This window comes from Streptomyces sp. NPDC048623 (genome assembly GCF_040650755.1).
In the GTDB taxonomy this organism is placed as follows: Bacteria; Actinomycetota; Actinomycetes; order Streptomycetales; family Streptomycetaceae; genus Streptomyces.
On sequence record NZ_JBEZHV010000037.1, the window covers coordinates 30,589 to 55,201 of the forward strand.

Sequence of the window (24,613 nt, forward strand, 5' to 3'; positions counted from 1 at the left end):
CCCCTTACTGCTCCCTGGCCTCGCCCCAGCCTGACCCACCACCAGGCCCCGGCAACAGAGCCATGCCCATCCCGTACGCGCCGTCACCGCTCTCGAAGGAGAAGCCGACCGTGGCTAACCACAACGACAACGACCGGACCACCATCCCCGGCCCGCGCCAGCAGTCCCCGGCCGCCGGCCACGGCCAGGCCCACGGGCAGCCCGCGGCCGCGCCCCTGCTGCTCGAGGAACTCGACGACAAGCAGCCGCGCACGCAGGCCCTGCGCGCCTGGTGGGCCGACGCCTGGGACGACGGCGGCGTCCTGCACGACCGCTGGGAGGACCTGCGCCAGGCCCCGGCGCTCGGCTGGCACGGCATGGCCAACTGGCTCAAGGCGATGCTCGGACTCGCCGGGATCTCCTTCGTCATCCTGCTGCTGGACACCGCGACCGACGCCCTGGCCGCCATGCTCCACAGCCTGCTGACGGCCGCACCCCGCGTCCAGGTCGGCACCGACACCTCCACCGGCGTCTTCGCCGTGATCGACCAGCCGATCCGCACGTACATCGCCGCGCACTCTCCCGCGCTGACGATCAGCGCCTCCACCGTCTACACCGTCTGGCAGCTCGTCGGACTCTTCGGCCTGATCGGCGGCTTCGCCCGCAGCAGCGGCGCCCGCATCACCTGGACCGCATGGGGCGCGGCCAGCATCGCCATGGTCTGGGACGCAGCCCCCGACGAGGGCCGCTCCATCGCCACCGGCCTCGCCGTCCTCGCCTGGACCGCCGCCTCCGCCCTCGCCCTGCGCGGCCTGACCCTGCGCCCGGCGTTCTTCACCCACATCCACAACGCCGGCCACCAGATCGAGCCGCACATCCACCTCCCGGCCCCGGCCCCGGCCGCCGACGCCGCGCCGGACGACGAAGACGACGCCCCGGACAACGTGCACCCCCTCCAGAAGCGCTGACCCGCAGCCCGCCACCGAACCCGAAAGGCACCCCGATGAAGCTGGACAAGAACGAGCTCTGGGCCGGCACCTTCCACGGCCGCCACAACGGCACCCCGGCGAAGGTCACCGCGACCCTCGACGACACCCGCCCCGAGCCGTACGCCTGGACCTGCACCTGCGGCGCGACCCGGTCCTTCCCGACCCAGGACGGCGTGTTCGACACCGCCTGGCGGCACACCCACCCCACCCGCCTCGACCGGCTGCGGGCCTGGGCCACCCGCCTGCTCCGCACCCGCGCCACCCGCTGACCCGACGCCCTGCCCGGCCCTCGCCCACCCCGCCCCGCGCGGGCGCGGCGAGGACCGGACAGGCCGCCCGGCCGCACGCACCACCACACCGCGAGCGAGAAGGAGACCACCGCTTTGGCGAAGCCCCCGACCGTCATAGGCGTGCTCACCGAGCCCCCGGCACCGACCTGGTGGAAGACCCACCGCCACAAGGTCTTCGGAATCGGCGGGCTGCTGATCGGCTACCTGATCGGCACCCACCTGTCCGGCGCCCCGCAACAGCAGCAGGGCCCCGCCACGCCCGCTCCGGTCACCACCGGAGCACACCGCACGCCCACGGCCCACAGCCTCGCCGCATAACCGCCCCGCCCGCTGCGCCCCGCCGACACCAGCACGACGTCGGCGGGGCGCAGCGCTGACCACCGCCGACCGGAACCGGAGACGGACGCCATGTACGAGCTCGACCAGCACACGCCCTACCGGCACGCGCGAAACGTGTTCACCCCGCTCCCGCTGATCCAGCGCGGCCTCGCCTTCCACGAGGCCGGCCACACCGTCCTCGGCCAGCTCATCGGCTTCACCTGCGAGCGCGTCCTGATCCACCCCATCACCCGCGACGGCGTCACCGGCTGGACCGGCGCCACCACCTGGGCCCGGTCCTTCGGCAGCTACCTCGACGTCGCCGTGGTCTGCGGAGCCGCCGGCCAGGCCGCCGAGCTCCACCAGCTCGCCGAGTCCGGCCGCCTCACCCCGGAGACTGCCCGCCTCTGCACGGCCGACCACGACAAGCAGATGGCGCTGAACATCCTCACCGCCGCGGGCGTCCCGGTCACCGAGACCGGCCCGGCCCCCGACGGCGGCCTGGCCTGGGACCACGTCCAGGCCACCGCCCAGCAGCGCGTCGCCCGCGAGTGGGACCGCATCACCGCCGTCGCCGAAGCACTCCTCGCCGCGCCCGACTTCACCCTCACCGGCACCCAGGCCGCGCAGATCGCCGGCATCACCACCGCCTGACCGCGCACCGTCCCACCGACGACTGGAGGAACAGCCCGTGCTCATCCCCCGCCCGCGCCGCCGGATCGGCCGGCCCCGCCCGCAGCGTCCCGGCCCCCGCTACCCGCACCGCCCCGACCGCCTTCCCGGCGCCTGGAGCAGGTGATGCCCCGCCCGAGGAAGAAGCGCCGCCGCCGCGAGGTGACCCGGGTGCCGCGCGAGAACGCGACGCTGCCCGAGTACGAACGCAGCGCAGTCCCCGAAGGGCTCGTCACGCGCAGGCAGTTACGGGACATGCAGCTGAGCCCCGGCGGCAACGAGGGCCCGGTCGCGATCCTGCGGTGCCGACTGTGTGCGACCCGCCCGCAGTGGTCCTGCCGCCACCCCACCCGCGGCTACCTGCTCCGCGTCGACCTGGCGGTGCCCAAGCGGGTGCCGACGCTCGCCCAGGAATGGGCCTTGGACCGGGCGATGGCAGCGAGGCAGACCTGTGGCCAGTGCCGGAGGCGGTTCTACATCTGCCTCTCCAAAAAGTTGGGCTGCTGCCTGGAGTGCTTCGACGGCACCCCGGCGGACCCCAGCAGCCTCATGACGCTCCCGGCCCCGGTCGTTCACCGGCTGGCCGCGTGAGCCAGACCCCGTCCCGACCGCACCGGCCGGGACGGGGCCCGCACAACCGGGCGGCCGCAGCACCGGCAAAGGCCGGCCGCCCGCTCCCTCATCCATCGAGATCAGGAGAAGTCCAGCATGACGCACCGCTCCGCGCTCTTCGCCGCCGTCCTCGGACTCGGACGCGCCGGGTCGAACCTCGGCGATCACCTCGTGCAGTCCGACTACTGCGCCCGCGTCAAGGGCGCCACCGACGCCAAGCCCGTCCACTACGCCGCCACCCCCGACGCCGAGCCGACCGTCCACGGCACGGCCGACGGGATCAAGGCGTGCGCCTGGCACTGCCTCACCTACACGGCCACGCAGGCCGTCGCGGTCGGGGCCGGCGCCCGCGTCCTGGGTATCCGGCTGCACCCGGGCGCCGCCGCGGCTGCGCTCGCCCTGTCCCTCGTCACGCACTACGCAGCGGATCGCCGTGTTCCCGGCGGGCTCTTGGAGACGCTCGCGACCAAGACCGGCAAGGGCGCCTTCTGGCGTCTGGCCGACCACGGACTTAATGGCGCGTATTGCATTGACAGTGCCTGGCACCACGGCTGGGAGACCCTCGCCGCGCTGATCGCCGTCACCAAGGCCACGACGCGGTGACCGGCCAGCGGCGTATCCGCCTGGAGCGCGGCCGTGCCCTTCACCCGGGAGCGAGCTGAGATGGCGAGCGCGAAGGCAACGAACCCGCCCAAGGGGCAGTGCACGCAGTGCTGGTTCCACGCGTACGCCGGCCGCGAGGCGCACGCCGGGCTCGGTCCGCGTGAGGACTGCCCGCAGTGCGTGGACCACATGAAGAACGGCCACCCCGCCCACATGATCGTTCGCTGACGGCGCTGCGCGAAGCCGCCGTCCTGCTCCCCCATCACCGCCGGGCAGCGACGCAACGGCTGCCCGGCCTCCTCACTCTCAAGGAGCTTTCGCATGACCGAGCTGATCTACCCGCAGATGCCCGAGCGCAGCGTCGTGGTCCTCATCGGCCCGTCCGGCGCCGGGAAGTCGACGATCGCGCGCACCTGGCCCGCCTCCCAGGTGCTGTCCCTGGACGCGCTGCGCGAGGTCGTCAGCGACGACGCGGGCGACCAGGACGCGACCGGCGACGCGGTCGCCGCCCTGCACCTGCTCCTGGAGGCGAGGATGCGCCGACGCCTGTTCACGGTGGTCGACGCGACCAACGTGACCCGGGCGGCCAGGGAGTCGCTGGTCGCCGCCGCCCAGCGGCACGACATGCTGCCGATCGCGGTTATGGTCGCCACCCCGGGCAGCGTCTGCATCGAGCGGCAGGGCCCGCGGCCGTCGAACCGCACGGTGCCCGAGGCCACGGTCATCAAGCAGCGCCAGGACATGGTCGACTCGCACCGCACCCTCAAGGCGGAGGGCTTCGCCGAGGTCGTCTTCTCCGACAGCCTCTGCCGGCTCCTGCCGTTCCTGGAACGCCTGAGCGGGGCCCGGCAGGCCGACCTCGGCCTGGACGGCGGCGACGGCCTCGGCGACCTGAACCTCGTGGCCCGGATGTTCGGCGAGGAGATCGTGCCGCTGTGGCGGTGGAAGCCCGGCTCGGACATCGCCGACGGCGACCGCGTCGCGGAGATCCGCCTCGGCCAGCAGTACCTCACCCTCGCCCTGCGCACCGACGTGGACGGCGAAGGCGACGTCGGGTTCGACGTCGCGGTGCCGTGCCCGCACGACGACGAATGCACCGGCCGTGCCTGGGCGCCCGCCTACAGCGTCACCTGCCTGTTCCGCGCGCTCAACGGAGACCTGGACAACGACGAGGACATCGTCTGCACCGTCCACGGCCCCAACACCGGCCCCGACTCGGAAGGCGAGCACGACGGCCAGGAGCAGCCGTACGCATCGGCGGTCCGCGGGTGAGCCGCGCCGCCGACGGCCCACACCCGCACCCGCTCACCCCGGCCGAACTCCCGGCCGGGGACGAGTGGCTGTCGGGCTGCGGGGAGTGCCGCATCCCGATCCAGGGAGGCGCGGCCGGCCTCGCCGCGCACCGCCGCACCGTCCACGACCCGCGCCGCGACTACGGCGACCGCCGCATCCCCATCACGATCCGCCTCGACCTCGGCTTCTGACCCGACCGGCACTCCGAAGGAGACCCGCCCATGCCCATGACCGCGTCCGCGAAGGCGTACCACGACGCCCACACCCAGGCCCTGCGCGAGCACGGCGCGATGAACGCCGCCCGCCTCTGGCCGCGCCAGGCCCTGCAGTACACCACCGTCAACGGCGCCAAGTTCCTCCCGTTCCCCGCCCGGCTGCCCGACAGGTCGGTGGCCCCGGCCGTCCGCTCCGCCCTCAAGAAGCACCTGGTGCACGAGTACGACGTCGCCGCCCGCGACGGCTCCCCGCTGCGCATCGTCTACATCCGCCACGCCCCGGGCACCTGGTCCGGCGGCGAGGACGTGATCGACGTCTACGAGGTCCCGACCGCTCGCGAGTGATGGTCCTCCGTGCCGCCCCGCCCCCTGCCGCCACCGGCCGGGGCCGGGACGGTCGCGGTGGTCCCTCACCACCGCGAGCACGAGAGGAGCTGGACGTCATGGCCAAGGACTACTTCGAGGTGGACGTCCCCATACGGAACACCCAATCGCCGGGCCTGCGCGGCGTGCACGTCTTCACCGGCCGGGCCGACAGCAACAGCGCCGCCATCAAGGCCGCCCACGAGGTCTACGACGCCGCCCGCGCCGCGGCGGAGGCCGGACGCGAAATCCCCCACGGGAGTTCGGACGGCTGGGGCGCCTGCGGCTACCGGCCCGGCTGGGAACTCGACTGGCCCGCCGCCAAGGCCGGCCCCTGGAAGAGCCCGTACAGCTGGCTCACCCGCCAGCCCTTCGAGCTGTAGCCCTGCCCCGGGACAGACGCACCTCGGCGTCCAAACCAGCTCGCCTGTCCCGGGCCTTCCCTCCCGTACGAGACGAGACGGAGACCCAAGTATGTCCTCCCACCGCGACGTCGACCACGCCCTCGCCTACCCGGAACCGCCGGCCTCCCCGCTCTGGCACCGCCACGGACCCAGGCCCCGCCCGATCACGCCCCGCCAGCAGCAGCACAACTGCGAGCTGCTGCTCCGCGCGCAGTACAGCCCCCGGCCCCGCACCCCGCGCACCGCCACGACCCGGACGGAGGCCCGCTGATGGCCAGCCCCCAGACCCACCTCGCCATAGACGGCTATGTCGACGCGATCCCGGCCCCCGGCACCGGCTGGGGCACCGCCGTCTTCGACCTGATCCACTCCCCCGCCGACGCGGACCGGATCGCTCCCGACGCCCCGGACACCGTGTACGCCTGCACCACCGCCGACCCGTGCATCACCGACGTGCTGCTGCGCGAGATCCAGCCCGGCGACTTCCTGCGCGTCACCGGCACCATCGTCCCGCCCGAGGTCCCGGGCGGCCCGGTCCGGCTCACCGTCGACGCCCTGGAGGTCCTGGACGCCGCACCGCTCCCGGTACTGCACGACCTCGTCCTCGAGCGCTGGGGCAACTACGCCACCGTCTTCGACGCCGACCGCGACACCGTGCCCGTGTTCACCGTCGACGGGACGTGGATCGGCGAAGCCGCCAGCCCCGACGCCATCAGCGACCTCATCGACGCGTTCGAGAACGGCCCCGCGCGATGACGGCCACGCTCCCCGCGCAGCGCACCGTGCTGGAGCGGTTCCCCGCCGGCCACCCCCGCGGCTCGTGGCCCGCCGACGAGTACGCCGCCGCGCAGCGCGCCCAGGGCACCGACGCCTGCGTGGTCATGGACCTCGCCAGCGACCAGTTCCTCGTCGTCACCTACACCGCTCACCCCTGACCGAGAGGCGAACATGACCAAGACCGAGCCCGAGACCCAGACCGACTCCGAGGCCATCCAGTACACGGCCGACGTGGTCGCCGTGACCCCGAGCCGCCACGTCCTGCTGATCGAGCGCGGCTGGCCTCCCTTCGAGGGAGCCTGGGCGCTGCCGGGAGGGTACGTCGATGCCGGGGAGGCACCGTACGTGGCCGCCGCCCGTGAGCTCGCCGAGGAGACCGGCGTCCTCGTGCCCGTGGGCGCCCTGCACCAGATCGGCGTCTGGGACCAGATCGACCGGGACCCGCGCGGCCACTTCGTCACCTTCGCCTACATGGCCGTCGTCCCCGACGGCACGCAGGCCACGGCCGGAGACGACGCCCGCACGGCCCGCTGGTGGCCCCTGGACGAGCTGCCCGACGAGCTGGCCTTCGACCACGCCGACATCATCCGCGCGGCCACGATCCCCAACTCCTGACGAGCCCCACGGAGCGCCGCCCCAGCCTTCCCGGCCCGGGGCGGCGCTCCTCCGTTCTGCTCCTCACCAGCAACCTGGAGGCCCCCATGCGCCCTATCCGTCTCACCTCGTTCGGCTACCTCCACCTGCCCACCGGCCCGGACGGCTCCCCCGTCCCGCCCGCCGCCGACCGGATCGAAGACGTCCGCGACCGGCTCCGCGACCCCGCCGCCGCCCGCGACATCCTCGACCTCGACGGCCTCAACCCCCGCGTCCAGGACGTCGTCCTCGCAACGCCCGGCGCCCGCGAGCTGCTCGCCAACCTCGCCGACTACGCCGACCTCCCCGCCGGCCCTAGCCACATCGCGATCGGCTGTGCAGGAGGTAGGCACAGGGCATCCGGACTGACGGAAATCCTCGGCCGCGAACTCCGTGCCCGCGGCCGCGAGGTCGTCATCGAGCACCTGCACGTTCATCTGCCGCGCGTCCTCAAGACGCCCACCGTCCAGGCCGGACAGGAGACCGTCCGATGATTCGACGCTTCCGCCGCTGCGGCCACGCCCCCGGCGCCCTCACCCCCGAGGACCAGGCCGTCGTCGACGAGTTCCGCGCGATGCTCGCCGCCGTACGCTCCCCGGAGCCGTGGACGCCCGGCAGCGGCCGGGACATCGCCGTGAGGGTCGGCCCGTTCATCGAGCGCGCCCACCCCCGCCTCGGCGACGACCACGGCACCGAGATGCTCGCCGTCACCCTGGTCCACCCCGACGCACCGAACGCCGCAGCCCACCGCCACGGCCACGACCTCGGCTACAACGGCCGGGGCTGGCTGCGCTGCGAGACCACGGCGATCCTCGGCGCCTGGCAGCCGGCCTACACGATGCTCACCCACGCCGCCGCGAACCTCCCCCTCCCCGACGACGTCGGCATGGACCGTGCCCACTACGGCGTCCACGTCGAAGCCCGCCGACCCGACGGCACCGGCTACACCCTGCTGCGCCTCGGGCCCTACCCCCAGACCTGGCTCGCCTCCCGCGACGCCGACCGCCTCAACACCCATCTGGCAGGCCGCGCCGCCCTCCTCATCCCCGGCTACACCGTCACCGCGCAGAACGCCGCGTTCGACGTCAGCGACCACGCCAGCTACACCGACCCCCACGACGCCGACGTCACCGCACTCCTGGCCGCCGCCGTCGCCAGGTCGAGCGCGTGACCGCCACGACTCCCACGCCCTAACGCCGAAGGCCCGGCACCCCGCGATCTCGGGGTGCCGGGCCTTCTTGCGTTTCAGGGGCCAGCCGGGCCACTTTCACGCGTGAAACTCAGCGCTGAGGGAAGCCCAGGGCCGTGGCGACCTTCGCGTAGTCCTGCGACGGCCGGGAGTTCGGCGACAGGATCGGCACCGCGCACTCGTTGCGGTAGATCTTCGTGGCGACACCCGACCAGTGCACCGGCGGAAGCAGTATGTCGCCGTACTCCTCCTGGAGCTCGTTGAAGGTCTCCCAGTGCTCCTCGGTCCCGAAGGAGGCCGTGGGAGCGGCGCAGGCCATCACGTACTTCATCTGAGGCCGGATGCCACGCCGCTGGTACATGCGGCGCTCGCTGATCTCCTTGAGCTTCTTCTCCAGCCGGACCAGCGCATCGGCCTCCTTGTAGGTGCACAGCACCGGCGGGATGACCGCGCCCTCGGTCTCCTCGTCCAGGAGCACGAGCGCGGTGACCGTCAGGCGGCCGTACGTGGCCGGCGGGTCGATGAGGACCACGTCGACGTCGAACTCCTCCGCCAGGTCGTCCAGGCCGTCCTTGAGCCAGAAGACGTTCCCGTCCTCCGCGTTGAGGATCCGCTCCGCGTCGTCGATGTCCGGGTGGTCCAGGTCGCCAGGAGCGATCCAGACGTTCGGGATCTCCGTGAAGCAGTCGTCGCCGTCGCCGTCCGGGTCGATGCGGTACCGGGCCTGGACGATGATGTCCTTGAGCTGCGCCTTGTCCGCCATGACGTCGGTGAGGCTCTTCTGCCCCGGCTTGAACACGCGCCGGCCGAGCACCCGGGTGGCGTTGCACTGCGGGTCCAGGTCGATGACGAGGACGCGGTAGCCGCGCAGGCCCAACTGGACGGCCAGGGCGGTGGTGGTGGAGGTCTTGGCCGTACCGCCGGCCTTGAGGGCGAAGATGAACACCTTGTAGGCGCGCTTGAGGTTCTGCGCCCTGGTCTTCGCGAGTGTGCTGGTCATCTGGTCTCCGTGGAGGCTGTGCCGTCCTGTCGTGGGCGCGAGGTCACGGTTTCACGCGTGAAAGTCGCTCGGTCTGCTGCTGCTCCCACTCGCTGAGCTGGTACGAGGCGCGGCTGGTGGCGAGGAACTGAACGTGCGCGACGTCGCGGGCGTCCCACTCCCGGTCCAGCTGAGCGGCGCGCACCTCGTCGGCGGCCAGGCCGATCGCGAAGGCGGCCCGGTGCATCAGGCCGGGGTCCTCGGACGCGGCGACGGCGGCGAAGTAGTCGGTGGGCCGCTTCTTGCTGGACGGCCCCTTCTTGAGCTCCACCAGCCACCCGTGGGCCTTGGTGGCGGCCTGCTTCCACTCCGTCGGGTTGAGCACTGCGGTGACGAGCCGGGCGCTCGACTCCGTGCTCTTGGCGTACCGGTCTTCGGACAGCAGCAGGCGGCAGGCCAGGTCACGCAGGTCTGCGGCGGCCTTCCGAAGGACCTCGGGGTCGGTGGCCACGGGCTCCGACGCAGCGGACGCGGAGGTTTCCGGCGGTGCGATGACCGTGACCGCCGCCGGCGCGGCTGCGCCCTGGCTCTGCGGGGCCGGGCCGTTCCCGCCGGAGGGCGTCACCGGCTCCGTCGTCTCGCCACCGTCGGCCTGTACCTCGCCGCCCTGGCCGCGGCTCTCCTCACGCTGCTCCGGGAGCGGCACCGGCGCCGCAGGCGACTTTCCCGCGTGAAACTGCTGTCGCCCCTCCAGAGCCAGCCTGTTCCTCGCCGCCTCCACCGACAGGTTCTCGTCCCGCATCAGGCCCCAGCCGCGCAGCTGCAGGGCGTGGGCCTCCGCCGACTCCTTCGAACCGGCGTCGTCCTTGAGGAGCGACAGCGAGTAGCCGGCGCGCATCGACAGGTCGCCGATGTGGATGGCCTGCTGGATCTCCTGGGGGAGCTTGAGCAGCGCAAGGTACTTCGACACAGTGCCTGCGGTGTACCCGGCCCGCTCCACGACCTCATCGAAGCTGAGGGTCCGGTCCTCGTCCTCGTGGACTCGCTGCCTCAGCAGATCGATCGCCAGGGCCTGCTCGATCGGAGACAGGCCATCGCGGCTGTTGTTCTCCGAGACCAGCTCTTCCTCGACACGACGGTCCCGGGCGAGGTCATCACGGAGAACCGCGGGCATGACGCACCCGACCTCGAGCGCAGCGGCGTGCCGCCGGTGGCCGGGCCCCAGGATGAACTCCCGCTCCGGGTACTTCACCCGGGACGCCCACTGTGGATAGCACTCCATGAAGACCTTGGTGTGCATCACGATGCCCGGCGTGTGGACACCCCGCTCACCGACGTCCGCGATCATCGCGTCCATGTCGCGCAGCTCAAGCCGCATGTTCATGGGGTTGGGCGAGATGGTCGCCGGATCGAGCTCCAGGAGCTCGCCGTCCTCGGGCGGCAGCGCGTGGATGTCCCGGTCGCCGGTGAGACCGGCCTTCTCCCGGTCGGATCGCAGAGTGCCGCTACCGCCGCCCTCGCCCTTCTTCTTCCGCTTCGGCCGAGGCAGCGGCATCGTCATCGTGTCCTCCGGGTGGTGCAACCTGTCGCACCGAACCCTAGCGGGCAGGCGCTCCCCAGCTCACCGGCCGTGCCAGTTTCACGCGTGAAAGTAGCCGGAGACCTTGGGCCGCGAACCCCGTGACCGGGACGCGGTGCCGCTGCGGCGCCAGACCACAGGCAGTCGGTCAACGCCCCGCGTCGATGCCCTTCCACCCGCTCCCGAGCCCGCGGCGCCTGGGCCGCGACGTTCCGGAAGCGGGCGCAGGGCGGGCATTCAGCGCACCGGTCACCTGGACGGCCGCCGTGGGGGAGAGGCCAGCGGTGACCTGTCCGGAGGCGAGGACGCGGGCGTACGTACCTGGCCCGTAGGCGGCCAGAGCTACCGCGAGCGCGGCCGCGGCCGTCTCGGCCGGCCCCGCGCCCCAGTGGAGTTCGTCCTCGATGGCGGGCGACTGCTGGGGGAGTGTTCGGCGGGCGGTGAGGAGTACGGCGAGGGCCTGGGCGTGGGCCGCGTCCAGAGTGACAGTCAGCAGAGCGGGGCCGAGCTGGTGGACCCGGTGGCCGGTGAGGCTGTGCCCGGCGAGTGCCCGCCGCAGTCCGGTGCTCAGCACGGCCGGGTCCGCGGCCTCGGCGCGGCGGGCCGGTACAGCTGCTGCCGGGGCGTGCTCGACACGTTCGCGGAGCGCGGCGACGGCGGCCGGGATGACCTCCAGGAGTTCGGCGGCCTCCGGGCTCAGTTCGGACAGCGCCCCGGCGAGTACCTCCAGCGCGGTGGCCGCGTCCTCCACTGCGCCGGAGCTCCACCGCCCGGGTCCGGCGGCGTCGGCGAGCGCGCACACCGCGATCACCGCGTTCTCGGCCAGCGGGTCCAGGAGGGGGTTGGAGTGCTTCATGTCCGCCCAACGAGTACGGCCAGTCTGATGGTGCTGGCACTTCATGATCGCTGCTGCGTCGGTCTGGTTTCACGCGTGAAAGTAGCGCGGACCCCCTGGGGTCAGGGGCCGGTGAGGATGTCGTGGGTGCCGATGCGACGCCAGATCACGTGGGGTGTGCCGGGACGGAGCGCGGGTCCGTATTGCCAGGTGGCGCGTCCAGCGGGGCCGGTGCCCATGGACCAGGTGAGTTCGTAGATGCCGGGGAACCCGCTGACGCTCTTCACACGGAGGCCGGCGCGTATGCGGCCCCCGGTGCGCAGGTCGTCGACGAACGCGGTGACGGCTCGGCGGAACCGGCGGCGCTGCTCGGGGGTGAGGCGGTCGAGGTCAGTGTTGAAGCGGGGCATCGCCTCGTACGTGGGCACGGTGAACTCCTCCAGGACGCACGAAGCCCCCGGCCGGAGTCGGCCGGGGGCGAGGGTGGCTGTTCGTGTTGAAGGGCTTCGGTGACGTGGTGTGCTCAGCGGTGGCGGGTGCTCGGGACAGTCGTCTGCTGGTTGGTGCTCGATGAGGGTGGATTGGGTTGGAGTGGAACTACGGGGAGGCGGCGCAGCATTCGCACGGCGCCGTCAGCTGTCGCCGTAGCGCTCTCGCATGGCTTCCGTCCACTGCTCGGGCCGGGTCGCCTGACAGCGGAGGCATCGACGGCCGGTGACGCGTTCGGCGACGGGGAAGTCGGACTGTGCGGAGCGCACCTGGAGCACGTCCAGGAGCAGTGGTTCGGTGCAGAGGGGGCAGGGCTCGCCGTACGTGTGGGTGTTCATGCGGGGGAGAGTGCACACACGCGTGGCTTACCGTCTCGGGCTGCCGCGGCGGCCCGCCTGGCGGGCGGTTCGGCAAAGACTTGCTGATGGCCTCCCGCCCGGCGGGAAGGACCCCGGTTCGCGCTTTCGTGCAGGTCAGGGGCGGGTTTCGATGACCTGGTGATCAGCAAATCGGATGTCCGTCCGGGAGACGGGGTGCGTTACCTGTTCCGCGGTGTGATGGTCGGTGACGGCCGGCGCCCTGCGGGCACGTCGCTGCGCGCCGCGCAGGAGGAGGCCGGTGTCCCGCCCGGTGTGTGGAAGGGCCGGGGCCTGGCCGCGGTCGGCCTGGCAGCCGGGGACGTGGTGAGCGAGCGGCAGGCCGAACTCCTCCTCGGCGAAGGCCGGCACCCCGACGCCGACCGGATCGAGCAGGTCCTCCTGGCGGAGGGCAAGACCCCGGAGCAGGCCCGGCGAGCGACGGTGCTCGGCAGGCCCATCGAGCACAACCAGTCGCCCGAGACCGAAGACGCGAAGGAGCGGACGGCCTGGCTGGGGATGGACCTGGTGTTCCGGGCCCCGCCGACGGTGCACATCGCGTGGGCGCTCATGGACGACGAGACCCGCCGGGTACTGGAGCTGTGCCAGGACATCGCCCGGGACAAGACCCTGGCCTGGATCGAGGACGCGGTCGCGGAGATCCGGTGGAAGAGCGGCGGCAAGAAGAGCGCCCGGGTCCGCGACGGGCTGATCGTCGCCGTGTTCCGGCACTACGAGTCCCGCGCCGCCGAAACGCGTCCCCTGCTCCACGATCACGTCGTGGTGTCCATCCGCGCCCGGCGGCCGGACGGAACGTGGGGCAACCAGACGGCCGACGCCCTGATGAAGCACATCGTCGCGGCCGACGCCCTCTACACCCTCCGGTTCATGGAGGAAGTCTCCGCCAGGCTCGGATGGGCGTGGGAACCCAGGGAGGTGACGCCCGGCCGCCGCCCGGTCATGGAGATCGCCGGGATCGACCAGCGACTCATCGGCTGGCAGTCCACCCGCCGCCAGCAGATCGCCGACGCCCTCCCCCTCCTCACCGCCAGGTACGAGGAGCGGCAGGGGCACCCGCCGGGGGAGCGGGCCGCCTACGCGATCGCCTGCCAGGCCGCCGACCAGACCCGCCGACCCAAGCGCACCGAGATGCGGTCGCTGTCCGAGCTGCGCGCCGCCTGGCGGGAATCGGCGGCCCGAGCCTACGGAGCCGACCTCGTCGCACGGCTCGCGGAGCGCGCCCGCGCAGCGGCAGCGGCGATATGGGCGCGGGTGCGCCCGGTCGTCGACGTCGCCCTGGCCGCCGTCGAGACCATCGCCGTGGTGTATGTGATGCGCGGCGCGTTCGCGCACCGCCACCTCCTCGCCGAGGCCCGCCGCCACCTCTCCTACGCCCTGCGCGGCCGACCCCACCAGCGCGGCCTGGACGAACAGATCGTCCAGACAGCCATCGATGCCTACACCCGCCCCGTCGGCCGGGGCCGGATGATGACCGCCGACCTCCACGCCCTCTACCCCCGCGACACCGAGGACCAGGCCGTGCTCCGCCCCCTGACCCGCAACCGGTCCGCCACCCCCTACGAACGGGCCCGTCTTGCTGCTGGCACGCTGAGCGCCCGGGTCCACGCCGCACGCCGCGCGGACCGCCTGAACTCCCGGACACGGCCGCGCACCGTCGCCGTGCCCGCCGACCCGAGCTCGCGCCCGCGGCCGTTCCGCTCGGACCGGAAGGCCGGCCGTGTGCCGGAGCAGAGGACAGACGTCGCCACGGTGGAGCAGACCCGCCAGACCCTTGAGGCCGCCGCGGCCAAGATGGCCGCCAAGCTCCAGGACGGCATCCGGGACCGCGCCGCCGCCCGCAACCGCCGGCCTCAACCCACCCCGCCGACAGCCCCACCCCCACAGCCCGGACCCGAGCACACACCCAGCCGCACCACAGGAGGAGTCGCGTGAGCACCCCGGAAGAACAGCCGAGCCTCGAGGACGCCCTCGCCCGCGCCAGGGCCGCCGCCAAGGACATCGCCGCAGTGCTCAACGAGCCGCCCGGATGGGAGCCGATCTGGAAGCGGCCCCGGACACCGAAGAACGACAAGGCGAAGAAGGCGGAGCTGCGCAAGCAACGGCGGCGCCTCCAGGACGCCGGGAAGCGCCGCCTGGCCGCCGGGCAATCTCGCCGGCCCCGGTCCCGGCAGAACCGGATCGGCAACGCGGCCACGCGCCGCGACGCCCGCGCACTGTCCCGGGTGCGGCACTCCAACGCCTGGCTCTGGTGACTCCACTGAGTGGACTCCACCGAGTGGAACCCACCCGATGGAATCCACCCAGTGGGTGGACTCCCGCTCCGGCTGGCGATGGGCTCCACCGACTCCATCGAGTGGAGCCCACTCGGAGGGCTGCACCGAGTGGAGTCCACCGGGTGGGCGCGGGGGGTGCGGTGGACACCACGCTGTCCACCGCACCCGGTGGCTCCACCCGATGGACTCCACTCGCGAGGCCGTGCGCTCGCACCGCACGGGTGCGGCACCCCTTGACCAGGGTGCGCAGCCGAGAGCGCACCCCCTTGACGAGGTTGGCCACTTCGCATGAATCCCCTTGACACAGCCCCTTCCGGCGCCTGATCAGGGCGTGGTCAAGGGGGTATGTGATATCGCCCCCGGTGCGGTGCGGTGCGGTGCGGTGCGGTGCGGTGCGGTGCGGTGCGGTGGTGCGGTGGTGCGGTGGTGCGGTGGTGCGCCCACCCGATGGGTGCGGTGCGCACCACCGCCGTCCCCGGCGCGAACTACACGATGGAGAGGTGCACCGGGTGTGCTCCAGACGGTGCGGGGTGGGCGGCGAGGGCCTGGCCCACTCCCACCGCCTCCAGCTGGCGCAGGACCTCGGCGACGTCCTCGTCGTCGTCGGTGAGGAACTGCTGGACGAACTCGGCGATGGAGCGGGCGATGCCCTCCGCCGTATCCGGACCGGTCTGCGCCCACATCCGCAGGGAGGTCACCAGGACTCGCCCGAGGGCCTCCAGGGCGAACATCTCCGTGGACGGCTCGCCTTCTTCCGGGCCGGGCAGGGCTGTGACGGGGACGACGATCCGCTCGACGGCGTCGACGAGCAGCTCGGCCATCCGCGGCTCGGCGCCGGCGAACTCCCGGGCTGCTTCGACGTCACCGGCCTCGACGGCCCGGAGGTAGCCGAAGGCGCTGATCGCGGTGTGCGGGGTCATCGGGGCGAGCGGCAGGGCGGTGGTCTCGGGCATGACGGCTCCTCACGTACGGCCGCCGCGCGGATCGCAACGGCCTGGTTCCGAGCCTCGGGGAGCCGCCCTGTGGACAGAGTCCGCGCACCGAGGGTGACCACCCACCCCCCTTGTCCAGGTTCCAACGGCCGCGCGTTTCCCCTGGACAGGGTCCGCCAGGTGCGACAAACCGCCCATCCCGAGAGGGGAGAAGTCTCCGTCCCGGCACCCTGAGCGACGGCCGGGGGACAGCCACTGCCGGACCTCGTTCACGATCGTCTCCGAGCTCTGCGCCGCACCCACCACATGATCACGGCTCGATAACGGGCGTCACACCATCGGCTTCGGCGACACCTGTAACAGGTGAATGCGGAACTCTGCCCGGAGTCCCGCGCCACCCGCGAGGAGCCTGAACGATGACGTACGCCAGCAGCGCCCGGCACCCCGAGCCGGATCCGGAGCCGCGCCCGACCTGGTCAAGGGGTGCTGAGAGCCCCGCAGCCGGCCCGGAAGCCGATGCCGCGTCCAGTGCCGTGAACGATTCCAACGTCGTGCCCATTACCGCAGCTCACACCGCCCGTCAGGGGGCTGCCCGGCACGCTGACACCTCTCTCCCTAACCCTGAGACAGCAGCGAAGGGGAAGAATTCCACTCCAACGGCAGCGAAGGTTCGGGCTGATGCTCTGAGGATGCTGGGGTGCGTGCGGATAGCCACGGTTCGGCAGATGGCGCAGGTGATCACGGGGGAGGAGTCGGACGGCCGGTCGTACGTGCGCAGGGCGATGGTGGAACTGGAGGAGCTCGGGCTGGCGGAGACGAACGGCAAGGACGGCAAGCACCAGATCTGGAACCTGACTCCGGCAGGGCAGAAGGCTCTGGCCGACGGCAACGAGCTGCCACCCCGACCGAAGGCCGGCACCGGAGCGAAGGCGGTCAAAGCCGGGTTCGGCCCGCACGGGCTTGCGGTGACCGACACGATCCTCGCCTACACCGACACCGTCCTGCGCGGCCGCAGGGAGTACCTGACCGACTGGCAGGTGGAGGTCAACCACGCCATCAAGCAGACCGGCCTGTCCTTCAACACCGACGCCGTCCTCGCCGTGCCGACCAAGACCAGCGAGGTCCGCCTCTTCGAGCTCGACAACGGCACCATGTCCCAGGCCCTCCTCGCCAAGGAGGTCTGGGACTACGAGCGCTACGCCGGGCACCGCGTCTGGGAGGGAGCCCGTGGCACGATCGGCGGGACGTACCCGTTCTGGCAGCGCCACCGCTACACCCGCTCGAAGACCTTCCCGCGGTTGCACGTCGTCCTGGCGGGCAAGGCCGAACACCTCCTCGACAACCGCCGCCAGGCGCTCACGGCCGCCGTGAAGGGCATCACCATCGCGGTGTGGGTCAACACCCTGCCCCGGCTCCAGCGCGGCGAGCCCTGGTACGAGATCGGCGTCGACGACCCGCACGAGCGCCGCGCCCGCTACCCCGAAGCGGTCGGCCGCTGACCGGTGACCGGAGCTGGGCAAGCCGAAGGGGAGCCTGGGCAAGCCACCCGAGCCGAGGGCTTGCCCACCCCGGCCAGCGGCACTGCGGGCAGCGGTATCGGTCACGGCGACCCCGGTGTTCCCGGCGGGGCCCGGCTGACCGATGACGGGTGACCGATGACCGGTCACCGTCCCGGCGGGGAGTTGCATGGACCGGTCACGGCGCTGACGTGCTGGTTGACCGATCGCGGTAGGCGGATCGGTCACAGCCGGCCTGCCGATCGGTCACGGCCGCTGCTGGGCAAGCCCTCGGCTCGGAGGGCTTGCCCAGCGTCCGGACCACGTGGCGGGACGGCTCCCGAGGTCGTGGCGTCACCGTCTGGGACGCGGAGGCCCGGAGCCGGCCGACGCCTCCTCGCCAGCCGTACACCGGAGCCATGAGACGAAACAAGCAAGAGAGCCCGGCCGTGCTCGGGCAGAGCGATGCGGGCGACATGTGGCTGGCCCTGGCGCGCCTTCACACCGCACACCGCGACCCGGTCGGCCGCCTCGTGCCGTTCGAGCGGCCGGAGGCGCTGCTGGCCCTCACCGAGCCGGACGACGTCCTGTTCACCGCGCGGGTGGAGCTGTCCGGGATGGAGACGATGGGCCACCTCCACGACCTCATCCGCACCGTCACCCACGGCGTCACTGCGGAACTGGGCTACGCCGGCCCCGGGGTCGCACTGGAGGTCATGGTCGGCAAGCGCCACGAACTCGCCCTGCACCCGGCCCACGTCGACGGCCTCACCCGGCTCCTGCGCCAGGCCGTCGACACCATCGGGGCCCGCAGCACGCCCGGGGGCGGCAGGTGCTTCCACTGCGACGGCACCGGCCGCGGCCGCCCGCTGTGGGAGCCGGCCGCCGGACAAGCCTGAGCACCCTGGGCAAGCCCAAGGCGACCCTGGGCAAGCCCTCCGCGCGGGCAGGCTTGCCCAGGGGCCGGGCTACGCCATCGCGGCGGCCACGGTCTCCAGGACGACGAGCTGCTCCGGGTCGACGGGGACGCCGTCGGCCTGGCGCAGCGAGCGGAGAGTGCTGCCGTCGGCGCACAGCCTGCACAGCCCGACGACGGGGAACGGGGTGGCGCCGATGAGGGTGTGTGAGGAGGAGCTGTCGTAGACGGGCCGGTAGCAGCCGGGGCACGGCAGGCAGTCGCCGACTCCGTCCGCCGGCGCGTCCGGGCCGAGCTGAGGCACGATCCGCAGGAGGTTCTCCCCGGCCTCGGCCCACAGCCCCATTGGCCGCTCCGCGGACCGCTCGAAGACGACGTCGTCGCCGTCCGGGCCTTCGCTCGTGCGGACGCGGGCCAGCGTGCCGACGCCTTCGGCGGGGTGGTTCGGGAGGAACGCCAGGACGGTCGTGGCGCCGGGCTCCTCGCTCACGCTGTAGACGTGCCCGCGCCCGGCCTTCATGGCCGCGCCCATCTCGTTCAGGCCCTGGCCGCCGTCGTCGTTGCGTAGGCGCAGCTGCCACGAGGCCGGGGCCCCGTCGATCTCGGCGGGGGAGGAGGTGATCAGGATGCCGTTGCCGGACCGGCGGACGTCCAGGTGCTGCATCCCGCGGACGGAGTGGAACGCGGTGCCGAACCACTCCGTCGGCTGCCCGCCCTCACCGCGCGGTGTGCGTGGCTTGTGCAGCTTGTGTCGTCCCATGTTCTGCCTCGCAGACGTGATCCGTGCACGGGCCGATCGGCCCGCCGGACCCACAACCGCTGCCCGGCGGCCCCGGTACGCCACAGGCCCGGCCTCCACCCGTTCAGCCCACCTGGGCAAGCCTCCGCAGTCGGGAGGGCCGACGGCCGCACCCCGACCCGCGGGAAGGTTGCACCGGAAGGGGGCTGGAGAGGTGTCTGCACGGGTGCACTAGGCGGGGGACCGCAGGTGTGACCGTGAGTGGGACCCCCCGAACCCGGTGATCTTCCATTCGTGCAGGTCAGCACCCGTGGGCAAGCCCCCTTCGGAAAACGACACCTCTTACCTCGCGATAGCCGAGGGGAGAGGTCTATCCGTATCCCGGGGGCCGGCGGCGGCGCGGAGGGGTACATGTACCGGTATGGCTCGTGAACGGATCCGGTGGCCCCTCGTCGTGGAACGAGCAAGGGAGATCGTGGACGGGTACGCGCCGCTCAAGGTCACGTTGCGACAGGTGATGTACCGGCTCGCGGCCGAGGGAGTCCTGCCGCACACGCCGCCGATGTACCGCCGCCTGTCCTCGCAGCTGGCCCAGGCCCGCCGCGAGGGCCGCTTCCCCGACCTGATCGACACCATGCGCGAGGTCCACGTCCCGCCGGCCTGGCCGGACGTGGACGCCTTCGTGCGCGAGATGCCCGCTTGGTTCCGCCTGGACCGCACGGCGGGCCAGGAACACGCCCTGTACGTCGCGGCGGAGAAGGACACCCTTCGGCAGCAGCTGACCGGCTGGCTCGAGTTCGCGGGCATCCCCGTCCTCATCGTCCGCGGCTTCAGCTCCCAGTCCTACGCCGACGTCGTCCGCCACCGCGTCGCCCACGAACAACGCGCAGCCCACCTTGCCGTGGTCGGCGATTTCGACTGCTCAGGCGAGGACATCGAGCGGGACTGGGTGGAACGCACGGGCTGCTGGAGCTCGGTGACCCGGGTGCTGCTCACCTACGAGCAGATGCGCGCGTACGGCCTCCCGGCGACCGAGGGCAAACGCGACGACCCGAGATGGCCGGCCTTCGCCCGCCGCTACGGCTTCGACATCGAGCACCCGGTCCAGTGGGAAGTGGAAGCGCTGGAGCCGGACGAACTCCAGCGCCTGGTCCTCGCCGCCGTCGACCCGTACATCGACCGCGACGTCCTCGCGCAGCAGATCGCCCGCGAGGAACAGCAGCGCCGCGCCCTGGAGGACTTCGCCGGGCGGTGGGGTACGCGGACTGAGGAGCCGTAGGCCGGGGCCTGTGCGGCTCCGGCTCGGAGGGTCAGCGGCTCCGGATGGTGCCGCGGACGAGGGCGTAGGGGATCACGCAGAAGGCGCCGAGGTTGGTGGCGACGATCAGGGTGAGGAACAGCCAGTAGGAGAAGCCGTGGCCGTTGGAGGAGGCGAGGAGCCACCCGTACGTGAGGGCGGTGAGGATGCCGGTGAGGGCGATGCCTGCCGCCCAGCCCGTCTTGCTCAGGCCGAAGCCGAGGCCGATGTAGGCCCAGAACAGGGCGGGGCCGGCGACGGCTGCGATGGCCAGGAAGACCGGGAAGTCGATGTCCCGGCCGCTCATGTAGTCCGTGAGCTCGGGCACCGAGATGAAGGTCATTAAGCCGATGTAGGCGACGGAGATGACGACGAAGACGGTGGTGAGCACGCGGGCGGCGAGGGTGGCGGGAGGGGTGTTCGCGGCGTCGGTCATGAGGCGGTGGACTCCTTCTCCTACGGCGGGCAGGGCAGTCGGCCCCGCTCCGGTATAGCCGCTCCGGGCCACAGGGGTGCGTGCTTCCCGGCAAGGCACCCCCGGCCGCGAAGAACGCGCCACCCGAAGCGGTGACGATCACGCCACCGCTGCAACGCACTCACCCGGGCCGTGCAACACCGACCCTGCAACACGGCCCCGCGTTGCACCCCTGACCTGCGTAAACGTGACGCAACAGCCGTCAAGGGGCCGTGTTGCAGACCGTGTTGCACCACCATCCCGGTGCCGGAGGACAAGCCGAAGGCCCCGGGGGTCACGACGCCCCGGGGCCTCCACTTCGCTGACCTCCCAGCTCAACGACGAGCCGGACAGCCTGTCACGCCCAGTCCACGCCCAGCTTCGCGAGCGCGGCGAGCTGGTCGGCGGTGAGCTTGTCCCGCCGGCTCTTGGTGTTAGAGACCCACACACCCAGCTTCACCACCACCGGCTCCGCCTCACCTTCGACCGCGACCTCCTCGCCGTGCGCGCGGGGCACCGGCCGGTCCGCGCCCTCCCGCTCTACCCACTGCGCAAGGGCCGCCAGGCCCCTCTGGAACGCCTGCTGCGCCTTGCTCGGACCCTTCGCCCCGCGACTGGCCGCAGGGGCGGGAGACGGCGCCTGGTCGGGCTGCACGCCCAGGACGGTCAGCCGCTCCTGCTGCTCGGGCAGCAGCCGCGCCCAGTTGGCCGGCTGCTTCTGCTGCTGGAGCCAGCGGCCGACGTCGTCGCCGTCGAAGACGACGCCCGGCGCGATGTGGGGCAGGACGCCGTCGGCGTCGACCAGGTCGGCGAGTACCCGGTAGTGGCGCTGCCAGTCCAGCGGCCAGGGGCAGTCCCAGTCCTCGTCGATCGCGGTCAGCTGCGCCGCGCGTTCCGCGGCCCGGTCCGGGTCCTTGCCCAGGCCGTTCTTCGCGCCCTTCCTGCGGAGGTTGGCCATGTGCTGCCCGACGGGCACCATCTCGTCGTCCTCGCCCCACACGGCGTCTTGCCGGGGTGCGAGGTGCCCGGTGGCCCGCCGGTACGAGCGCAGGGCGGCGAGCTTGGCCTCCCACGCCTCCTCGCCGGGCTCCCACACCATCCCGGCCTCCGGCGCGTCCAGGAGGACCTTGCGCCGGTCTTCCAGCTCCCCGGCGCGCAGGGCCTTGCGCTGCTGGTGCACCCACCGCCCGAGCGGGAACGCCTTGGTGACGCCGACCTCGACCTCCACGTCGTACGGGACGGCGTGGACGCCGGCGATCTGGTTCTCGGTCCTCCAGCGGAGGAGGGCTTGGTAGCCCTCGAGCCAGACGAGGGATTCGGGTCGGTAGACGCGGGTGCGCAGGAACGCGGCGATCGTGGCGGCGTCGCGCGGGCTGGAGAAGTGCAGCAGCGCTGATTCGGCTGCGGCGTCGGCGCCGTCCTCCTGGTCCTCGTCGTCCCCCTCGCCGCCGGTGCCGACGATCTGCCCGTCCTCGTCGCGGCGCAGGTGGGTCTTGCGCTTGCCGCTGGTGAGGGCCCGGGAGGCGAGCTGCTCGACGAGACGCTCGTCATGACTGCGCAGGCCCTGGAGTACGGCCACCAAGCCGGCATATGAGGCGGAGGCGACCATGTCCTTGGGGTCCTCGCCCGGGTCCAGGAAGACCGGCACGATGATGCGGGCGATCTTCGTGGATCCGTCCTTGTTGAGCCGGAGCGCCCGGCCGATGTTCTGGACGATCTCGACCTGGGAGCCGCGGGTGTCGGCGAAGCAGATCGCCTCCACCCCGCGCTCGCCGGTGATGTCCACGCCTTCGCCGAGGACGCGTACGGACGCGAGGAACGCCCGGTGCACGCGGTGGCCGGTGGCGTCGATGCCGTTGGCGAACTGGCGCAGGACCTCCCGGCGCTCGGTGACGAGGTGGTCCCCGCACAGCCAGGCCGACCAGACGCGGTCCGGCGGGACGTGGCGGCCGGCCTCCAGCTCGTAGAACTCGGCGTCGATCGAGGACTTCGGCAGCTTGTCCGCGGCGGCCAGGTCGGCGTCGGAGGCGTCGGTGACGTAGAGCTCGGCGGCGGTCTCGGGCAGCTTCTCCGCGAACGCGGCTGCCTCCTCCACCTTCTGGTGGAAGGTCATGACCGTGCGCAGGTTGTATGCCGCGGCGTGCTCCAGGAGGGCGGCCTGCAGGAGCGCCAGGCGCCGGCCCCTCTGTGCCTCCTGGGACTCGCCGAGGACGGGGGAGGGGTCGCGGATCTCCAGCACGTCGATCTCGAACCCGGCGAGGATCCTCCGCTCGATCGCCTCACTCAGGCCGAGCTCAGCCAGCCACGACCCGTAGGTCCCGTCCGGGTCGTCGGCCATGCTCGCGATCTCCGCCTCCTCGCCGCCGGCGCCCTTCTGCGGCCGGGCCGCAGCCAGGATCCGCGGGGTCGCGGTGAGGTAGAGCCGGAAGTCCGCCGGGATCCGCTGGTTGTCGTGGATGGCCGCCCACGGGCGTCCCAGGTCGCCGGCGGTTCCGTGGGCCTCGTCGACGATCGCGAGGTCGAAGCCCGCCATCTGCTGGCCGTAGAGGCGCTCCCCGCCCGCCAGAGCGGCCTCCAGCGGCCCGCGAACCTTCCGCTGCCCCTCCGGAGCGTCGATGTCCTCGCGGTCCACCAGGGAGGCGTACGTGGCGAAAACGACGACCGGCCCCGAGGCGGCCCACAGGGCGAGTTGGATCGGGTTCGTGGTGGTCCGCACCCCCAGCTCGCGCAGCACCGGGTCGTTCTCCAGCGAGCACACGGCGACCATCGGGGCCCGGTGGCCCACCAGCCGCCACGCCTGGGCGGTCTGCGCGAGCAGGTCCAGGGTGGGCACGGTGACGAGGATCCGGCCGTCCGCGAAGGACTCCAGCGCGCACGCGGCGGCCGTGATCGTCTTGCCCGACCCGGTCGCTGACACGATGGTGCCCCGGGCACCCTGCGGGGGCACAGATGACCTTGCAGGGAATCCGACCCACTTACGAAACGCGGACCGCTGGTCTACCTGGTGTTCCTTGAGCTGAATCGCTGACATTTCCGTGCCTCCCCGAGCGCTGAATTCCTGTGGTCTTTCAGAGGGCCGCGTGCGGAATGCAGGACGCGCCTCGGTCGTTCCAGATCGACGCGTCCGCCTTGTGCCAGCCGCCGGGCTTTCCGTCCTTGAAGGGCGGCTCGTCGTCCGGGTCGTAGTGCCCGGCCTCGCGCGTGCAGACGATGTAGTCCCCATCGCCGTTGACCGTCCGCGCGGTGCACAGACCGCCGGCCTCGCCCAGCGCCTCCAGGACCTGACGGCGTGCCGTGGTGTGCGGGTGCGTGGCCGGCAGCACGGCCTTCCGGACGTACTCCTCCAGCCGCACCAGGTCGGCCCGCTCACGCTGCCTCACGTCCGCGATGTGTACGGCCAGTTCAGCGGCCCCTGCGGATCGGCTGCCACGCCGGGACCAGTCCCGGTCCGCGATGCCCACCAGGACCTCGCTCACCGTCCTCACCCCGTCGTCCCAGCCGTCCTCGTACACCGGGCCCCGTGAGCGCGGCGCCATGCCCTCCCGCTCCACGACCTCGCTCTGCGCACCGGCGACCGCCCCTGCCTCCAGTGCGGCCACCAGGTCGTCCGCCTCGCTCGCGGGCACGCCCTGCGCCTGGAGGAGCGCGAACACGCGCAAGCGGGCGTTGGTGCCCGCCGTCTGGTACTGGCCCACCCGGTGGATGGAATTCCTGCTCAGCGCGGGATCGGGTCCGGTAGATTCGCGGTGACCGGTCATCTGCGGTCGTTCCTCTCGGAATCCCGGGGAGGTTCCCGGGTGGTTTGGGGGTGTCTCGTGTTTCCGCCAACGGTACATGCTGCATCAACCCGATGCACCCGCTACACTAGAACCCGACACGAACGAGCGACCCCCACCCCTCCATAGCCAGC

General features: G+C 72.3%; 32 protein-coding genes. 22 read left to right on the plus strand and 10 right to left on the minus strand.

The features are described from left to right. The first annotated feature begins 110 nt into the window (after positions 1 to 110). The 17 genes from AB0C73_RS33830 to AB0C73_RS33910 all read left to right on the plus strand — a co-directional run bounded on the left by AB0C73_RS33830 (position 111) and on the right by AB0C73_RS33910 (position 8,319). Entirely contained in the window at positions 111 to 947 is an 837-nt protein-coding gene (locus AB0C73_RS33830) for a hypothetical protein (protein WP_362537375.1), read from the plus strand. 35 nt (positions 948 to 982) lie between these two features. After that, complete coding sequence (locus tag AB0C73_RS33835) at positions 983 to 1,237, plus strand: hypothetical protein (RefSeq protein ID WP_362537376.1); 255 nt, start codon at positions 983 to 985, stop codon at positions 1,235 to 1,237. A 114-nt stretch (positions 1,238 to 1,351) separates the two neighbouring features. After that, entirely contained in the window at positions 1,352 to 1,576 is a 225-nt protein-coding gene (locus AB0C73_RS33840) for a hypothetical protein (protein WP_362537378.1), read from the plus strand. 90 nt (positions 1,577 to 1,666) lie between these two features. Further along, positions 1,667 to 2,230 carry a hypothetical protein gene (locus AB0C73_RS33845; protein ID WP_362537380.1) on the plus strand — a complete coding sequence of 188 codons (564 nt, stop codon included), beginning with the start codon at positions 1,667 to 1,669 and terminating at the stop codon, positions 2,228 to 2,230. Positions 2,231 to 2,374: 144 nt separating this feature from the next. Next, positions 2,375 to 2,839 carry an RRQRL motif-containing zinc-binding protein gene (locus tag AB0C73_RS33850; protein WP_362537382.1) on the plus strand — a complete coding sequence of 155 codons (465 nt, stop codon included), beginning with the start codon at positions 2,375 to 2,377 and terminating at the stop codon, positions 2,837 to 2,839. A 117-nt stretch (positions 2,840 to 2,956) separates the two neighbouring features. Then, complete coding sequence (locus AB0C73_RS33855) at positions 2,957 to 3,463, plus strand: hypothetical protein (RefSeq protein ID WP_362537384.1); 507 nt, start codon at positions 2,957 to 2,959, stop codon at positions 3,461 to 3,463. Positions 3,464 to 3,523: 60 nt separating this feature from the next. Next, the gene (locus AB0C73_RS33860; RefSeq protein WP_362537386.1) at positions 3,524 to 3,691 is read left to right on the plus strand and encodes a pRL2-8; all 168 of its coding nucleotides are present in this window, start codon (positions 3,524 to 3,526) and stop codon (positions 3,689 to 3,691) included. A 93-nt stretch (positions 3,692 to 3,784) separates the two neighbouring features. Then, positions 3,785 to 4,735 (plus strand): ATP-binding protein, encoded by a 951-nt coding sequence (locus AB0C73_RS33865; RefSeq protein ID WP_362537388.1) that lies wholly within the window; start codon positions 3,785 to 3,787, stop codon positions 4,733 to 4,735. Further along, complete coding sequence (locus tag AB0C73_RS33870; RefSeq protein WP_362537390.1) at positions 4,732 to 4,947, plus strand: hypothetical protein; 216 nt, start codon at positions 4,732 to 4,734, stop codon at positions 4,945 to 4,947. The genes AB0C73_RS33865 and AB0C73_RS33870 overlap by 4 nt, the downstream gene beginning before the upstream one ends. Before the next feature lie 30 nt (positions 4,948 to 4,977). Further along, a complete protein-coding gene (locus AB0C73_RS33875; RefSeq protein WP_362537392.1) occupies positions 4,978 to 5,316 on the plus strand; it encodes a hypothetical protein in 339 nt (112 codons plus the stop codon). Between the two features lie 98 nt (positions 5,317 to 5,414). Beyond that, the gene (locus AB0C73_RS33880; protein WP_362537394.1) at positions 5,415 to 5,717 is read left to right on the plus strand and encodes a hypothetical protein; all 303 of its coding nucleotides are present in this window, start codon (positions 5,415 to 5,417) and stop codon (positions 5,715 to 5,717) included. 91 nt (positions 5,718 to 5,808) lie between these two features. After that, entirely contained in the window at positions 5,809 to 6,009 is a 201-nt protein-coding gene (locus AB0C73_RS33885; protein WP_362537396.1) for a hypothetical protein, read from the plus strand. After that, positions 6,009 to 6,494, plus strand: coding sequence for a hypothetical protein (locus AB0C73_RS33890; protein ID WP_362537398.1), 486 nt, complete (start codon positions 6,009 to 6,011; stop codon positions 6,492 to 6,494). Before AB0C73_RS33885 ends, AB0C73_RS33890 begins: the two co-directional genes overlap by 1 nt. Further along, positions 6,491 to 6,673 carry a hypothetical protein gene (locus AB0C73_RS33895; protein WP_362537399.1) on the plus strand — a complete coding sequence of 61 codons (183 nt, stop codon included), beginning with the start codon at positions 6,491 to 6,493 and terminating at the stop codon, positions 6,671 to 6,673. The genes AB0C73_RS33890 and AB0C73_RS33895 overlap by 4 nt, the downstream gene beginning before the upstream one ends. A 13-nt stretch (positions 6,674 to 6,686) precedes the next feature. After that, entirely contained in the window at positions 6,687 to 7,130 is a 444-nt protein-coding gene (locus tag AB0C73_RS33900; protein WP_362537401.1) for an NUDIX hydrolase, read from the plus strand. 86 nt (positions 7,131 to 7,216) lie between these two features. After that, positions 7,217 to 7,642 carry an RNase adapter RapZ gene (locus AB0C73_RS33905; protein WP_362537403.1) on the plus strand — a complete coding sequence of 142 codons (426 nt, stop codon included), beginning with the start codon at positions 7,217 to 7,219 and terminating at the stop codon, positions 7,640 to 7,642. Next, positions 7,639 to 8,319: a hypothetical protein gene (locus AB0C73_RS33910; RefSeq protein WP_362537405.1), complete on the plus strand. Its 681-nt coding sequence runs from the start codon at positions 7,639 to 7,641 to the stop codon at positions 8,317 to 8,319. The genes AB0C73_RS33905 and AB0C73_RS33910 overlap by 4 nt, the downstream gene beginning before the upstream one ends. Before the next feature lie 109 nt (positions 8,320 to 8,428). On the opposite strand, the gene AB0C73_RS33915 is transcribed toward AB0C73_RS33910, so the two are convergent. The 5 genes from AB0C73_RS33915 to AB0C73_RS33935 all read right to left on the minus strand — a co-directional run bounded on the left by AB0C73_RS33915 (position 8,429) and on the right by AB0C73_RS33935 (position 12,557). Then, complete coding sequence (locus AB0C73_RS33915; protein WP_362537407.1) at positions 8,429 to 9,337, minus strand: ParA family protein; 909 nt, start codon at positions 9,335 to 9,337, stop codon at positions 8,429 to 8,431. 43 nt (positions 9,338 to 9,380) lie between these two features. Continuing rightward, the gene (locus AB0C73_RS33920) at positions 9,381 to 10,877 is read right to left on the minus strand and encodes a hypothetical protein (RefSeq protein ID WP_362537409.1); all 1,497 of its coding nucleotides are present in this window, start codon (positions 10,875 to 10,877) and stop codon (positions 9,381 to 9,383) included. 166 nt (positions 10,878 to 11,043) lie between these two features. Further along, entirely contained in the window at positions 11,044 to 11,751 is a 708-nt protein-coding gene (locus AB0C73_RS33925; protein WP_362537411.1) for a hypothetical protein, read from the minus strand. Positions 11,752 to 11,852: 101 nt separating this feature from the next. Next, positions 11,853 to 12,158: a hypothetical protein gene (locus tag AB0C73_RS33930; RefSeq protein ID WP_362537413.1), complete on the minus strand. Its 306-nt coding sequence runs from the start codon at positions 12,156 to 12,158 to the stop codon at positions 11,853 to 11,855. A gap of 204 nt (positions 12,159 to 12,362) precedes the next feature. Beyond that, a complete protein-coding gene (locus AB0C73_RS33935) occupies positions 12,363 to 12,557 on the minus strand; it encodes a hypothetical protein (protein ID WP_362537415.1) in 195 nt (64 codons plus the stop codon). Positions 12,558 to 12,776: 219 nt separating this feature from the next. On the opposite strand from AB0C73_RS33935, the gene mobF reads away from it, so the two are divergent. Further along, on the plus strand, positions 12,777 to 14,528 hold the full coding sequence (gene mobF, locus AB0C73_RS33940) for a MobF family relaxase (RefSeq protein ID WP_362537437.1): 1,752 nt from the start codon (positions 12,777 to 12,779) through the stop codon (positions 14,526 to 14,528). Beyond that, positions 14,525 to 14,848 carry a hypothetical protein gene (locus AB0C73_RS33945; protein ID WP_362537417.1) on the plus strand — a complete coding sequence of 108 codons (324 nt, stop codon included), beginning with the start codon at positions 14,525 to 14,527 and terminating at the stop codon, positions 14,846 to 14,848. The genes mobF and AB0C73_RS33945 overlap by 4 nt, the downstream gene beginning before the upstream one ends. Before the next feature lie 506 nt (positions 14,849 to 15,354). Here the strand turns inward: AB0C73_RS33945 and AB0C73_RS33950 are convergent. Then, positions 15,355 to 15,822 carry a hypothetical protein gene (locus AB0C73_RS33950; protein ID WP_362537419.1) on the minus strand — a complete coding sequence of 156 codons (468 nt, stop codon included), beginning with the start codon at positions 15,820 to 15,822 and terminating at the stop codon, positions 15,355 to 15,357. 668 nt (positions 15,823 to 16,490) lie between these two features. On the opposite strand from AB0C73_RS33950, the gene AB0C73_RS33955 reads away from it, so the two are divergent. Then, complete coding sequence (locus AB0C73_RS33955) at positions 16,491 to 17,300, plus strand: replication-relaxation family protein (RefSeq protein ID WP_362537421.1); 810 nt, start codon at positions 16,491 to 16,493, stop codon at positions 17,298 to 17,300. A gap of 416 nt (positions 17,301 to 17,716) precedes the next feature. Continuing rightward, entirely contained in the window at positions 17,717 to 18,196 is a 480-nt protein-coding gene (locus tag AB0C73_RS33960; protein ID WP_362537423.1) for a hypothetical protein, read from the plus strand. 69 nt (positions 18,197 to 18,265) lie between these two features. Here AB0C73_RS33960 and AB0C73_RS33965 read toward each other — a convergent pair whose 3' ends face one another. Further along, entirely contained in the window at positions 18,266 to 18,973 is a 708-nt protein-coding gene (locus tag AB0C73_RS33965) for a hypothetical protein (RefSeq protein ID WP_362537425.1), read from the minus strand. A gap of 433 nt (positions 18,974 to 19,406) precedes the next feature. Here AB0C73_RS33965 and AB0C73_RS33970 point away from each other — a divergent pair, with 433 nt between their 5' ends. Next, complete coding sequence (locus tag AB0C73_RS33970; protein ID WP_362537427.1) at positions 19,407 to 20,231, plus strand: hypothetical protein; 825 nt, start codon at positions 19,407 to 19,409, stop codon at positions 20,229 to 20,231. 31 nt (positions 20,232 to 20,262) lie between these two features. Here the strand turns inward: AB0C73_RS33970 and AB0C73_RS33975 are convergent, their stop codons facing one another. The 3 genes from AB0C73_RS33975 to AB0C73_RS33985 all read right to left on the minus strand — a co-directional run bounded on the left by AB0C73_RS33975 (position 20,263) and on the right by AB0C73_RS33985 (position 24,461). Beyond that, the gene (locus tag AB0C73_RS33975) at positions 20,263 to 20,685 is read right to left on the minus strand and encodes a hypothetical protein (RefSeq protein ID WP_362537429.1); all 423 of its coding nucleotides are present in this window, start codon (positions 20,683 to 20,685) and stop codon (positions 20,263 to 20,265) included. Positions 20,686 to 21,061: 376 nt separating this feature from the next. Continuing rightward, positions 21,062 to 23,734 carry a Helicase associated domain protein gene (locus AB0C73_RS33980; RefSeq protein WP_362537431.1) on the minus strand — a complete coding sequence of 891 codons (2,673 nt, stop codon included), beginning with the start codon at positions 23,732 to 23,734 and terminating at the stop codon, positions 21,062 to 21,064. 37 nt (positions 23,735 to 23,771) lie between these two features. Next, the gene (locus AB0C73_RS33985) at positions 23,772 to 24,461 is read right to left on the minus strand and encodes a hypothetical protein (RefSeq protein ID WP_362537432.1); all 690 of its coding nucleotides are present in this window, start codon (positions 24,459 to 24,461) and stop codon (positions 23,772 to 23,774) included. Positions 24,462 to 24,613 lie beyond the last annotated feature (152 nt).

Excerpts from the sequence above, each read along its gene's own strand:
- AB0C73_RS33835 (WP_362537376.1), top strand. The coding sequence starts at position 983 with ATGAAGCTGGACAAGAACGAGCTCTGGGCCGGCACCTTCCACGGCCGC.
- AB0C73_RS33845 (WP_362537380.1), top strand. The coding sequence starts at position 1,667 with ATGTACGAGCTCGACCAGCACACGCCCTACCGGCACGCGCGAAACGTG.
- AB0C73_RS33850 (WP_362537382.1), top strand. The coding sequence starts at position 2,375 with ATGCCCCGCCCGAGGAAGAAGCGCCGCCGCCGCGAGGTGACCCGGGTG.
- AB0C73_RS33855 (WP_362537384.1), top strand. The coding sequence starts at position 2,957 with ATGACGCACCGCTCCGCGCTCTTCGCCGCCGTCCTCGGACTCGGACGC.
- AB0C73_RS33860 (WP_362537386.1), top strand. The coding sequence starts at position 3,524 with ATGGCGAGCGCGAAGGCAACGAACCCGCCCAAGGGGCAGTGCACGCAG.
- AB0C73_RS33865 (WP_362537388.1), top strand. The coding sequence starts at position 3,785 with ATGACCGAGCTGATCTACCCGCAGATGCCCGAGCGCAGCGTCGTGGTC.
- AB0C73_RS33875 (WP_362537392.1), top strand. The coding sequence starts at position 4,978 with ATGCCCATGACCGCGTCCGCGAAGGCGTACCACGACGCCCACACCCAG.
- AB0C73_RS33880 (WP_362537394.1), top strand. The coding sequence starts at position 5,415 with ATGGCCAAGGACTACTTCGAGGTGGACGTCCCCATACGGAACACCCAA.
- AB0C73_RS33885 (WP_362537396.1), top strand. The coding sequence starts at position 5,809 with ATGTCCTCCCACCGCGACGTCGACCACGCCCTCGCCTACCCGGAACCG.
- AB0C73_RS33890 (WP_362537398.1), top strand. The coding sequence starts at position 6,009 with ATGGCCAGCCCCCAGACCCACCTCGCCATAGACGGCTATGTCGACGCG.
- AB0C73_RS33895 (WP_362537399.1), top strand. The coding sequence starts at position 6,491 with ATGACGGCCACGCTCCCCGCGCAGCGCACCGTGCTGGAGCGGTTCCCC.
- AB0C73_RS33900 (WP_362537401.1), top strand. The coding sequence starts at position 6,687 with ATGACCAAGACCGAGCCCGAGACCCAGACCGACTCCGAGGCCATCCAG.
- AB0C73_RS33905 (WP_362537403.1), top strand. The coding sequence starts at position 7,217 with ATGCGCCCTATCCGTCTCACCTCGTTCGGCTACCTCCACCTGCCCACC.
- AB0C73_RS33910 (WP_362537405.1), top strand. The coding sequence starts at position 7,639 with ATGATTCGACGCTTCCGCCGCTGCGGCCACGCCCCCGGCGCCCTCACC.
- AB0C73_RS33915 (WP_362537407.1), bottom strand. The coding sequence starts at position 9,337 with ATGACCAGCACACTCGCGAAGACCAGGGCGCAGAACCTCAAGCGCGCC.
- AB0C73_RS33920 (WP_362537409.1), bottom strand. The coding sequence starts at position 10,877 with ATGACGATGCCGCTGCCTCGGCCGAAGCGGAAGAAGAAGGGCGAGGGC.
- AB0C73_RS33925 (WP_362537411.1), bottom strand. The coding sequence starts at position 11,751 with ATGAAGCACTCCAACCCCCTCCTGGACCCGCTGGCCGAGAACGCGGTG.
- AB0C73_RS33935 (WP_362537415.1), bottom strand. The coding sequence starts at position 12,557 with ATGAACACCCACACGTACGGCGAGCCCTGCCCCCTCTGCACCGAACCA.
- mobF (WP_362537437.1), top strand. The coding sequence starts at position 12,777 with ATGGTCGGTGACGGCCGGCGCCCTGCGGGCACGTCGCTGCGCGCCGCG.
- AB0C73_RS33950 (WP_362537419.1), bottom strand. The coding sequence starts at position 15,822 with ATGCCCGAGACCACCGCCCTGCCGCTCGCCCCGATGACCCCGCACACC.
- AB0C73_RS33955 (WP_362537421.1), top strand. The coding sequence starts at position 16,491 with ATGCTGGGGTGCGTGCGGATAGCCACGGTTCGGCAGATGGCGCAGGTG.
- AB0C73_RS33960 (WP_362537423.1), top strand. The coding sequence starts at position 17,717 with ATGAGACGAAACAAGCAAGAGAGCCCGGCCGTGCTCGGGCAGAGCGAT.
- AB0C73_RS33965 (WP_362537425.1), bottom strand. The coding sequence starts at position 18,973 with ATGGGACGACACAAGCTGCACAAGCCACGCACACCGCGCGGTGAGGGC.
- AB0C73_RS33975 (WP_362537429.1), bottom strand. The coding sequence starts at position 20,685 with ATGACCGACGCCGCGAACACCCCTCCCGCCACCCTCGCCGCCCGCGTG.
- AB0C73_RS33980 (WP_362537431.1), bottom strand. The coding sequence starts at position 23,734 with ATGTCAGCGATTCAGCTCAAGGAACACCAGGTAGACCAGCGGTCCGCG.
- AB0C73_RS33985 (WP_362537432.1), bottom strand. The coding sequence starts at position 24,461 with ATGACCGGTCACCGCGAATCTACCGGACCCGATCCCGCGCTGAGCAGG.